Origin of the sequence: Empedobacter sp. UBA3239, from assembly GCF_002362875.1 — a bacterium.
GTDB lineage: Bacteria > Bacteroidota > Bacteroidia > Flavobacteriales > Weeksellaceae > Empedobacter > Empedobacter falsenii_B.
The window spans coordinates 1-11,601 of the sequence record NZ_DEVJ01000046.1 but is presented as its reverse complement, the minus strand read 5'-3'; the positions used below and the strand labels follow the sequence as shown (position 1 = coordinate 11,601).

The following is an 11,601-nucleotide window of genomic DNA, read 5'->3' as shown; positions in this document are numbered from 1 at the left end:
TTCGACTTTTTTATTTTTATAATTTTTTAACCTTTTCCAGCTAAACGATCCACCACATATTCTATTTGTGTTTTCCCGTGCGGTTTTGGTTTTCCTTCTGCATCTAAATTTACCATTGTAATTCGATCGACTGTAATAATGGTTTCATGCGTCATTTTGTTACGTACTTCACATTGTAAAACCAATGAAGTTGTTCCAAATTTCACCACCTCAATTCCTATTTCTACAATATCACCTTCACGCGCCGAAGCCATAAAGTTGATTTCCGACATATATTTAGTTACAACATGTGAATTTTCTAATTGCACAATGCTATATAACGCCGCTTCTTCATCAATCCAAGCCAAAAGTTTTCCTCCAAAAAGTGTTTTATTTGGATTAAGATCTTCGGGTTTTACCCATTTACGAGTGTGAAATTTCATAGTTCTCTGTTTTAAGTTCTTGTTTATTTTCTGTTGCCAAATGATTCGCATCCGAAATAAACTTAACTAAATTTACAGCATATTTTCCATCTAACAAAGATTCATTGTGACGAATTAACGCATCAGAAATCTCGGTAATGGCGTTGGGATGAAAATTCTTTTGTTCAGTAGAAATTTTGTTTGAACAACACACATTTTTTAAATCAGAATAAATCATTTGATTAAGATATTGATCTCCAATCTTAATTGTTCCTTTCTCCGCAATAAGCGTGATATTACTTTCGAAATTTTTATTGAAAACTGACGTTGTATAAATCATATGTCCGATTGCTCCATCAGCCGTAAAATCAACACAACCCGAATCATCAAATTCTGTCACTTCTTGATGTGTAAAATTGAAACTTTTAGAATTTGTACAAATTACCTCATCAAACCAAAAATTCATGATATCAACAAAATGTGAAAATTGAGTAAACAAAACACCTCCGTCCATTTCTTGGTTTCCGTGCCATTCGCGCAACTTGTAATAATTCTTGTTACGATTCCAATAGCAATTAATATTCACCATGAAAACTTTTCCTAACGAATTATTGTCAATCAAATTCTTTACATATTGCACAACTGGAGAAAAACGAAGTTGCATCGACGTAAAAACTCTAAGATTTTTCTCTTCCGCAACTTTCAATATTTCCTTTGCATCTTCTACAGTTAATGCAATTGGTTTTTCAATCAAAACATTTTTCCCAGCTTTTAAACAACGAATCGCATGTTCGCGGTGCAAACCATTTGGCGTAGCAATCACAACAACATCAGTTTCTTGATCTTCGTTCAAAAAACTTTCAAGTGTTGAATAACCTTTGAAAGGTAAATCTTCTGGTAAATTAAAATCAATCACCGAAATTAAATGTGCGTTTTCCGTTTCCTCTATCGCTTGTTGATGTACACGTCCAATATGACCGTAGCCTAAAATGGAAAAATTCTTCATTGAATTTATTTAATAATTTTTTCTAATATCTTTTGTGTGATTAGATATGTTGGTTTTACACCTGTTAATCCTAAACCTCCAGAAGCCAATGTACTTCCTGTTTCTAACGGATTATCAGAAGCGTAATAAGCATACATTACTTTAACATCTTTATCGATGTGATGTCTAATTTTTGACGCAACCTGAATCGCTTTTTGGTAATGCGCACCTTCCATTTCTAATCCAATCGCTTGGAAAGACGAATTCTTGAAATACTCTAAAACGTCTTTATTTTGTAATGATGTTCCTAAAACCGAAATCATTGGTCCTTCGTAAACACCTAAACCTTGTCCTTCGAAATCTGCAGCGGTTAATTCGTTATCAAAAACATAATTATCTGTTGTTCCTTCGAAAACATGCGCTGTAGCAATCATTATATCACCTTTTATTCCTTCAAGAATACCAGCTTTACCCATAATCGCAACAGATTTTACATTCATTTTGAATTTTACATCTCCTACTTTGTATGGTTTCAACAACTCATCCATCGCCTCAAATGCTTGCTCACCAAAAGCATAATCCATCACAATAATCACCTCATTGTTCTTATCTTTTGCATAAGAAAACGCAGAATTGGCAATGTTTACTTTAGATAAATCAATAATTTGAACATCGATATTTGTTCCTGATTGATCTTTGATGTAAACTAAACCATTTTGTTGAGTGTATTCATTTAACGAATCACGCAACATTTTGTTGTTTGCCGCACTCAAATCTTCGTAAATTTCTACACCATCATTTTTGTATTTTCTTTTTAATCCATCATAGGCATACAACATATTAGACACACTATGCATATTAGCAGAAATGATGTGAATGTTTTTATCTTGAAGATTATTTTCGAATAATACACGTTTGATTTCATTCGCCCATTTTTCTCCAATCATGTGATGACCAATCGATTCACGTAAAGTAGACGTAAATGTAATTTCACGTTTCTTAGTTCCGATACGATCTTGTTGGCTAGTATATCCCATCCAATAAACTACACGGAAAAAATAATCTTTGTCGTCTGCTTTACTGAAATAATGATGAATTTCTTGTGTTTCTTCAAACGTTCTTCCTAAAATCGTCGATAAATGCATCAAAGCAACTTCGCGTTCTTTACGAGAAATTTCAACTTCATTGAATACAACATTTTCGATAAATTCCCACGCTCTACTTTTAGAAAGTGTTTCGTTACTGAATGCTCTATTTCTGATTTTATCCGCCTCATTGTATAAAAACGTTAAGTGCGTCAACACATCATAAATATCAGAACGACCGCGAGAAATTTCGATATTCATCTGGTCATCATCAATTCTATAGCAAAAACGACGACGTTTTGCTGGAATAATTGGCGTAAAAATAGAACGATCATATCCTTCGTCAGATGTAAAAGACACATAAGGTGTTTCTACGATTCCTTCTGGTAAACGATCTAAAACGTACATTAATCCGCTTAATTCTACTTTGTTTGGATCTGTCATTGATCCGTAAATTTCAGGATTGATTTCGAATAATAAATTTCTTAATATTTTTCCAGGCGCACCAGATGGACGGTACACTCCTCTATGAAATAAATGACGCATAGAGATATATAATCTTTCAATAGCGTCAGTAGATCTTCTTGCTCTTGTTATTGACATAATATTTTTTTTTACTTTTTTTGGTTGTTCAATTCTTGTTGAATGGCCATTAATTCATCGTACCATTCTTGTCCAAATTTTCGGACCAACGAATCTTTTGCAAATGTTGCAACATTCACTTTCAATTCTTTTCCTAAGGTACAAGCATCTGAGCAGATATCCCATACATCATAGTTCACAGAAGTGAAATTTGAATATTCCTTAACACGAACCGGATATAAATGACAAGAAATTGGTTTTTTGTAATCGACCTTTCCATCTTCGTATGCTTTTTCAATACCGCATTTTGAAAAACCATTTTCTTCGAAAACTAAATAGGCACATTCACGATTATTGACTAATGGAGTTACCCAATCGCCGTCAGTATCCATTGTGTACTTACCTTCTTGCTCAATCACCGCAATTCCTTCTGGACGCAAATAAGGTTTTACATCTTCATAAATATCGTCTAATACAATTAGTTCGTCATCATTCAAAGGCGCTCCTGCGTCACCTTCTACACAACAAATCCCTTTACATTTGTTCAGATTACAAACAAAATCTTCATTTAGTAGTTCTTCAGATACAAGGGTTTTTCCTATTTGGAACATGTTACATTAAATTTTGTAACATGCAAAGGTACGGAATTTTCCTCAGAAAAATGTAATTTTGTAAAAGAATAATGGATAATCTACTTTCAAAAATCAATCATCCTAAGGAACTTAGGACTTTTGAAGCGTCTCAATTAACTGCTTTAGCTCACGAGATGCGCGAATTTATTTTGGATACTTTGAGTGTAAAACCAGGACATTTAGGTGCTAGTTTGGGTGTGATTGAATTAACGATTGCTTTACATTATCACTACAATACACCTAAAGATTTGTTGATTTGGGATGTAGGTCATCAATGTTATCCACATAAAATTTTGACTGGTCGTCAACAAATTTTCGATTCTCTTCGTCAAAAAGATGGTATTTCTGGTTTTCCAACGCGTATAGAAAGTGAGTTTGATACATTTGGAACGGGACATTCTTCTACATCTATTTCAGCAATTGTTGGGATGGCAACAGCAGATAAAATCAATCAAATCAATAGAAAACACATTGCAATTATTGGTGATGCATCGATTACTTCTGGAATGAGTTTAGAAGCATTAAATCATCTTGGATCAACAGATTTGGATGTTTTAGTGATTTTGAATGATAATGATATCGGAATTGATCCTTCGGTTGGTGGATTGAAAAAACATTTTAAATCTTTAGAAAATCAATCCGAAAATATCTTTACCAATTTCGGTTTAAATTTTATTGGAACAATTGATGGACACAATTTTGATGAATTATTAAATGCTTTCAATAAAGCTGATTCTATAAAAGGTCCGAAAGTTTTACACATCAAAACAATAAAAGGAAAAGGTTACGAAAAAGCCGAAATCGATCAAGTAAAATGGCATGCTCCAGGTTTGTTTGATAAAGAAACGGGCGAAATAAAATCAAAGAAAAAAGAAAAATCGTATCAAGATGTTTTTGGTGAAACCATGCATCAATTACTTGAAAATAACTCACAAATCGTTGCGATAACGCCTGCAATGTTAACAGGAAGTAATTTGGTGAAATGTCATCAAGATTTTCCTGAACGTGTTTTTGATGTCGGGATTGCAGAACAACATGCGGTGACGTTTGCAGCTGGTCTGGCGACGAAAAATACCATTCCGTATTGTGTGATTTATTCGACATTTTTACAACGTGCATACGATCAAGTCATTCACGATGTAGCGTTACAGAATCTACCTGTTGTATTTTGTATTGATCGTGCAGGATTCGTTGGTACAGATGGCGCGACACATCATGGTTATTTTGATATTGCGTATTTGCGCGAAATTCCGAATATGATTGTGTCTTCGCCTCGAAACGAAAAAGATTTCAAAAATCTATTGTACACAGCGCAGTTTACAACTCAACCATTTGCTATTCGTTATCCAAAAAATAATATCCAAACAAGCAATTCTAAAGTCAAAAAAATAGAAATCGGTCAATCTGAAATTATTTTTGAAGGAAGTCAATTAGCAATTCTTTCAACTGGATTGATTAGTTCTCGAATCGAAGAAATTATCATCCAAAATCATCTTCAAGATAAAGTCGCTTTGATTGATTTTCCATTTATCAAGCCTTTGGATGAATCTCGCTTAAAAGCTATTTCATTAAAATATTCTACCATTCTAACTTTTGAAGATGGAATAAAAAAAGGTGGTTTCGGAAGTGGAATTTTAGAGTTTCTGAATTCAATACATTACAAAGGAAATATTACAATCAACGGTTATCCAGACGAATTTATCGAACACGCTTCGATTACCGAATTAGAACAAATGATTGGTTTAGATGATTCATCGATTTTAGAAATGATTTTTTCCTACCTAAAAATTCAACAATCCTAAAAATTAATAATTTTCGGTACGAGAGTTGTAATAGCTTTTTCTAATTTATAAACACAAGAACAATGAAAAAAATAATCGGTTTATCTTTTATAGCAGTATTGTTAACATTGCAATCTTGCGGTACAACAAGCAACATGCAAGAATTCTACAAAAAATATGATAATCAATCTACTGTAATTCCTTTACCTTCTTTTGCGTTGAAATTAGCTGGAAAAGCTGGTGGAACAGATTTATTTAATTATTTAAAATCGGCTAAAGTTTTTGTTGTTTCAGATGCTGGACAAGGAAAGCAAAAAAGAATCATGAACGATTTACAATCATCTATGCGTGGTGAAAAATATGAGAACTTAGTCAAATTCAAAGCGAAAGATAACCGTTTGAACATTTCATTACAAGAAGATGGCGGACGAGTTAAGAAAATGATTTTTGGAATTAACGGTTTGCGAAATGTATTGGTTATCGATTCTAAATTAGATATTCCAAGAACAGATTTAGATAAAATTTTGGACAAAGTTTCAGCTGAAGATATTGCAGATTTAGCAGATATTTTGAAATAATATAAGAAGCCAGCTAATTAGCTGGCTTTATTTTATACACAACTTTGATCGTTTTTCCTTTAAAATTATATTCTCTAAAGTAAACTATTGCTTGATGATCTGTAAATAATTTTGTATTCTTATAAAACTTTTTAATATTTAATTTACTATCATCTAAAATGTATAAATCTTTACAACCTTTATTTGTATAAAGAGAAGTTGTGAAATTCTTTTTTGACTTTCGAGTTTTTTCAGCTAAATAATCTTCATCATCATAATTTAAACAAGATTTCCCAAAGTCTTTTACAACTATTATTTCTGTCTTAGCTTCAGGCAATTTCACCATCAAACAGCTATTTGAGATAAAAAGTAGAATCATAAATCCAAGAAATCGGTAATTTTTCATCATAATGAAATTAGAGTTATACATTAAAGATAGATAAATTTTATCTCAAAACAATTCTTCTTAACTTTGTCGCATGAGTGGAAAATTATATTTGGTTCCGACGCCAATCGGAAATTTGGGAGATATGACATTTAGAGCGGTTGATGTGCTAAAAGAATCGGATGTGATTTTGGCAGAAGACACGCGAAATAGTGGTATTTTACTGAAACATTTCGAAATTTCTACTCCAATGCGTAGCTACCATATGCACAATGAGCATCAAGCAACTGAAGATATTATTCGTCAGCTAAAAGATGGTCAAATCATTTCGATTATTACTGATGCCGGAACTCCAGGTATTTCTGATCCAGGTTATTTATTAGCAAAAGAATGTGTGGCAAATAATATCGTAATCGAATGTTTACCAGGTGCAACCGCTTTTGTTCCTGCATTAGTTGTTTCTGGATTACCAAATAATGAATTTACTTTTGTTGGATTTTTACCTGTGAAAAAAGGTCGAAAATCGAAATTAGATTCATTAGTAGAAGAAAAGAAAACGATGATTTTCTACGAATCTCCACATAAAATTGGACGCACATTAAAAGATTTAGCCGAAGCTTTTGGAGCTGAACGCAAAGCAAGTTTATCACGCGAAATCTCGAAAAAATTTGAAGAAACTTTACGCGGAACATTAACTGAATTAGCCGAAATAGCTGAAAAAAGAAATTTAAAAGGTGAAATGGTTTTGGTTATAGAAGGACATCATTAATCGTTGAAGCGAATATCTTTGATATTCAATTGCCAAGTTCCTTTTCCTTGCCAATAATTCATTCCGATTGTGTAAACCATATCAAACGATTGTCCTTTCTCTAATTTTGGTCCAAATTTCCCTAATTTGAAACCAATTGCAGGAAACGTAATACGTGTATCTCGCTGATGTACGTACAAACGCGCGTGTTCTTTACCAACTAATCGGAAATCCGTTGCTAATAAATCCTTCGAAATAAAAACAGGATTCATATTATCTGGTCCAAAAGGCGCCATTCGCATCACCGATTCCAAGAAAGAACGTGTCATATCCTTAAAAGAAATCTCTTTATCGATCAAAATTGATGGCGTAAAATGTTTTCCATTCGACATTTCTTTCACTGTTTGATCAAATCTAATCTTGAATTCTTCAAAGTTTTCTTCTTTCATTGCCAAACCAGCAGCAGCCATATGTCCACCAAACTGTGTTAACAAATCTTTGTTTTTTTCGATTGCCGAATGTATATCAAACTCTTGAATAGAGCGAGCCGAACATACAATTTCGCCTTCATTATTCTTCGTGCAAACAATGGTTGGTTTATAATACAAATCGACCAAACGAGAAGCAACAATTCCGATTACTCCTTTATTCCAAGAAGCATCGTAAACAATGGTCGAATATTTTTCTTTGGTATTGATTTGATCCAATTGAAAAAGTGCATCATGCGTCATATCAAGATCCAAGGTTTTGCGTTCATTATTTAATGAATTTATATCATTCAAATATTTACGGCAATCCTCTTCATCTGTACTCAACATAAAACGAACCGCTTCCGAACCATGTTTGATACGGCCTGCAGCATTAATTTTTGGTGCAATAGAAAAAACAACATTCGAAATATTGACATTATTTTTAATATTAGTCGGAATTAATTGCTGAAAAGCCAAACGAGGATCTGAATTTAATCGTTTTAAGCCAGCATAGGCCAACACACGATTTTCTCCTGTAATCGGAACTATATCAGCCGCAATACTTACTGCAACTAAATCTAAAAATGGTAAAAGATTTTCTTTCGGAAGATTGAATTTCTCTGTATAAGCTTGCACCAATTTAAACCCAACGCCACAACCGCTCAAATCTTTGTAAGGATAACGACAACCCTTTTGTTTCGGATCTAAAACCGCGTAGGCTTTTGGCACAGAACGATCTGGCAAATGGTGATCACAAATAATATAATCGATGCCTTTTGATTGAGCATATTTTATTTCTTCGTGTGCTTTTATTCCACAATCTAAAGCAATTACAAGTGAAATATTGTTTTGTACAGCGAATTCTATACTTTGCTGAGAGATTCCATAACCTTCATTATTTCGGTCAGGAATATAAAAAAAGACTTTCGAGTAGATAGAAGTCAGAAATTCGTAAAACAAAGTTACGGCTGTTGTTCCATCTACATCGTAGTCTCCAAATATTAAGATATTTTCTTCGTCATCAATTGCATTTTTGATACGTGAAACCGCATCAGACATTCCTTTCATCAAAAAAGGATCATGCAATTCGTCTAAGGATGGATTAAAATATGATTTGGCTTGCGCAAAATTCGTAATTCCACGTTGGGCTAATAAAATAGCAAGCACCTCAGAAATGTTAAGCGATTCTCTTAAATCCTTAACAACTTCAGTATTGGGCTGTTCTTTTATTTCCCATCTTTTTTCCATCTCTTTAATTTACATATTTTTTAATTAGAGAGAAGGGTAAAGCGAATATTATTTTGATTTATTTGCTTCTTTCACGTATTTATCTAACGCCATTGTCATTGAAGGCGTTTGTGGTGTTGGCACCTCAATGTCTACACGTAATCCCATCTCTTTTGCTTGATCTACTGTCGATTTCCCGAAAACGGCAATTCTTGTATTTTCTTGCACGAAATCTGGGAAATTTTCGAATAATGATTTGATTCCTGAAGGTGTAAAAAATACTAAAATATCGTATTTTACATCAGACAAATCAGATAAATCACTCGAAACAGTTCTAAACAAAGTTGCTTTTTGCCAAGTTAATCCTAAACTATCTAGTAAAGTAGGAACATTTGGTTTTAAAACATCAGATGCTGGTAATAAAAAGTTTTCGTCTTTGTGCTTTTTAAATAAAGGCACCATATCAGCAAAAACTTTTTCTCCAATATAAATTTTACGTTTTCTGTAAACAATGTATTTCTGTAAATAGAATGCAATTGCTTCAGACTCACAGAAATATTTCATAGAATCTGGAACAGTAAAGCGCATTTCTTCTGCTAAACGAAAAAAATGATCAATAGCGTTTCTACTTGTAAAAATTACAGCAGTCACTTTGCTAAAGTCAATTTTTTGTTGTCTTACTTCTTTAGCGTCTATTCCGACAACTTGGATAAATGGTCTAAAATCAATTTTGATTTTATTTCTTTTTTCAATCTCGTAGTATGGCGAGTTTTCTGCCTGAGGCTTAGGTTGAGATACTAATATTGATTTAACTTTCATAGTAATTTTAGATTACTTTACCTACAATTAATAGTTTTGCTAAAACCATTATAGGTAAAATTTCTAGGGTGCAAAGGTACAAAATATTATAATACCAAACTGATTTATTGTCACTTATTTGTTTTGCGTATATATGATAAATTTCGAATATTCTATTCAAAAACAACAAAATAAAGCCAATCATCATCAAGTAATCTTTGTTAATTTGTGTGTAAAAAAACAAAAAACAAATAATAAGTAAGAGTAAAACATTTTTTGCATTAACAAAACTCGAACTTTTCATAAAATATGAAACAGAACTAGATTCGTAGAAAACACGATAAAAAATTACCTCAATCATCAACCTAAAGAGCATAATCAAACTGATTAAACCAAAGGTAATTCCGACACGTGAAAGATAATAAAACTTAAAATTTGGAATATGATTATACGTAATATCAAAATAAGAAACCAACAACAAACTTATCAGTAAAACCGTCACACCATTGACAATAAAACTAAATAACGTCGTATTATCATCTGTAAAACTCATGTATTCGGTTTTATTATCTAGCGTTTTGAAATTTTTCGCAAACAAGTATTTTGCTGCACAAACCAATAACAAACACACCGTCAAAGCAATAAGAACAGTATCATTGCCAAGTGTATTTTTTCCTATCGAGATTAAATCGTTTGTTTTCATAATTTTTTCAAAAATACAAAAGACTAACAATCTTATAACTATCTTTATGCCCACAAAATAATATTTATGTCGGACAAATTAGTTATTATCCCGACCTATAACGAAAAAGAAAACATAGAAGCCATTATTCGTGCAGCTTTGGCTGTTGACGGAGCATTTGATGTGCTTATTGTTGACGACAGTTCTCCAGACGGAACGAATGATATTGTAAAACGCTTGATTCCTGAATTTAATGAACGTTTGCATTTAGAAATTCGTACCACAAAAGATGGTTTAGGACGCGCTTATGTACATGGATTTAAGTGGGCTTTAGCAAATAATTACGAATATATTTTCGAAATGGATGCCGATTTTTCGCATAATCCAAATGATTTACCTCGCTTATACCAAGCTTTAGCAGATGGTGCCGATTTAGCTATTGGCTCACGCTATTCTAATGGTGTAAATGTTGTGAATTGGCCAATGAACAGAGTTTTATTGTCTTATTTTGCGTCGAAATATGTGAGCATCATCACGCGATTACCTGTTCATGATGCTACAGCAGGGTTTGTTGGTTATAGAGCAAACGTGTTGAAGTCTCTGGATTTGGATAAAATACAATTCAAAGGGTATGGATTTCAGATTGAAATGAAGTACAAAACTTGGATTAAAAAATTTACACTAAAAGAAGTTCCAATTATATTTACAGACAGAACTTTAGGCGAATCAAAAATTAGTTCTGATATAATTGGAGAAGCCGTTTTTGGTGTAATTTCGTTACGATTAAGAAAAATATTTGGCAAATTATGAAAAACTTGATCTTTTTATCACTGATTTTTTTGAGTATTTTTAGTTGCGCACCAAAAAATTACGACAAACCAAAAGATCTCATCGGTAAATCTGAAATGATTGATATTCTTACTGATTTATATATTAGTCAACAAGGCTTGCAGATGTTTCCTACTCAACAACAAGATCAAAGTATAGATTTAGCAAAAGATGCCGTAGATATTATGAAAAGTTATGATATCACGTTTCATCAATTTTCTGAGAGCTACAAATATTATATGATGCAGCCTGAAAAATTCAAAGAAATGCTAAATGATGTGAAAAAAAATCTTGAAGATAAATTATCTGACGAAGAAAAAGAGCGTCAAAAAAATCAAAAGAATAGCTTAAATAATACTATAGAAGCAGAAAAATAACAAAAAACCTCAAGTGAATCGCTTGAGGTTTTTTGTTTGTTATAATTGTCCCGTCCTGAAATA

General features: G+C 32.6%; 13 protein-coding genes. 5 read left to right on the top strand and 8 right to left on the bottom strand.

The features are described from left to right. Window positions 1–26: 26 nt before the first annotated feature. The 4 genes from B4G36_RS06445 to B4G36_RS06430 are packed head-to-tail and all read right to left on the bottom strand — an operon-like array spanning window position 27 to window position 3,664. Window positions 27–422 (bottom strand): acyl-CoA thioesterase, encoded by a 396-nt coding sequence (locus B4G36_RS06445; RefSeq protein ID WP_038336752.1) that lies wholly within the window; start codon window positions 420–422, stop codon window positions 27–29. Next, complete coding sequence (locus B4G36_RS06440) at window positions 403–1,407, bottom strand: Gfo/Idh/MocA family protein (protein WP_291052149.1); 1,005 nt, start codon at window positions 1,405–1,407, stop codon at window positions 403–405. The genes B4G36_RS06445 and B4G36_RS06440 overlap by 20 nt, the downstream gene beginning before the upstream one ends. Before the next feature lie 5 nt (window positions 1,408–1,412). Beyond that, entirely contained in the window at window positions 1,413–3,074 is a 1,662-nt protein-coding gene (locus tag B4G36_RS06435; RefSeq protein ID WP_114998180.1) for a DUF6909 family protein, read from the bottom strand. 11 nt (window positions 3,075–3,085) lie between these two features. After that, entirely contained in the window at window positions 3,086–3,664 is a 579-nt protein-coding gene (locus tag B4G36_RS06430) for a DUF3109 family protein (RefSeq protein WP_280037310.1), read from the bottom strand. Between the two features lie 71 nt (window positions 3,665–3,735). Between B4G36_RS06430 and B4G36_RS06425 the strand changes: the two genes are divergently transcribed. After that, window positions 3,736–5,487, top strand: a complete 1,752-nt coding sequence (locus B4G36_RS06425; RefSeq protein WP_280037309.1) for a 1-deoxy-D-xylulose-5-phosphate synthase — start codon at window positions 3,736–3,738, stop codon at window positions 5,485–5,487. A gap of 62 nt (window positions 5,488–5,549) precedes the next feature. Further along, entirely contained in the window at window positions 5,550–6,044 is a 495-nt protein-coding gene (locus B4G36_RS06420) for a DUF4252 domain-containing protein (protein ID WP_221854390.1), read from the top strand. Window positions 6,045–6,057: 13 nt separating this feature from the next. Here B4G36_RS06420 and B4G36_RS06415 read toward each other — a convergent pair whose 3' ends face one another. Beyond that, window positions 6,058–6,429 (bottom strand): hypothetical protein, encoded by a 372-nt coding sequence (locus B4G36_RS06415; protein WP_291062829.1) that lies wholly within the window; start codon window positions 6,427–6,429, stop codon window positions 6,058–6,060. A 73-nt stretch (window positions 6,430–6,502) separates the two neighbouring features. On the opposite strand from B4G36_RS06415, the gene rsmI reads away from it, so the two are divergent. Next, the gene (gene rsmI / locus B4G36_RS06410; protein ID WP_221854392.1) at window positions 6,503–7,177 is read left to right on the top strand and encodes a 16S rRNA (cytidine(1402)-2'-O)-methyltransferase; all 675 of its coding nucleotides are present in this window, start codon (window positions 6,503–6,505) and stop codon (window positions 7,175–7,177) included. On the opposite strand, the gene recJ is transcribed toward rsmI, so the two are convergent. From recJ to B4G36_RS06395, 3 genes are read right to left on the bottom strand one after another with little or no spacing between them, the layout of a single operon-like run. Then, a complete protein-coding gene (gene recJ / locus B4G36_RS06405) occupies window positions 7,174–8,874 on the bottom strand; it encodes a single-stranded-DNA-specific exonuclease RecJ (protein ID WP_291062827.1) in 1,701 nt (566 codons plus the stop codon). The genes rsmI and recJ overlap by 4 nt on opposite strands. Window positions 8,875–8,922: 48 nt before the next feature. After that, window positions 8,923–9,672, bottom strand: a complete 750-nt coding sequence (locus B4G36_RS06400; protein ID WP_019974792.1) for a uroporphyrinogen-III synthase — start codon at window positions 9,670–9,672, stop codon at window positions 8,923–8,925. 7 nt (window positions 9,673–9,679) lie between these two features. Then, complete coding sequence (locus B4G36_RS06395; RefSeq protein WP_291062825.1) at window positions 9,680–10,354, bottom strand: DUF4271 domain-containing protein; 675 nt, start codon at window positions 10,352–10,354, stop codon at window positions 9,680–9,682. A 66-nt stretch (window positions 10,355–10,420) separates the two neighbouring features. On the opposite strand from B4G36_RS06395, the gene B4G36_RS06390 reads away from it, so the two are divergent. Beyond that, window positions 10,421–11,143 (top strand): polyprenol monophosphomannose synthase, encoded by a 723-nt coding sequence (locus tag B4G36_RS06390; protein WP_291062824.1) that lies wholly within the window; start codon window positions 10,421–10,423, stop codon window positions 11,141–11,143. Then, the gene (locus tag B4G36_RS06385) at window positions 11,140–11,538 is read left to right on the top strand and encodes a DUF4296 domain-containing protein (protein WP_219034038.1); all 399 of its coding nucleotides are present in this window, start codon (window positions 11,140–11,142) and stop codon (window positions 11,536–11,538) included. Before B4G36_RS06390 ends, B4G36_RS06385 begins: the two co-directional genes overlap by 4 nt. Window positions 11,539–11,601: the final 63 nt, after the last annotated feature.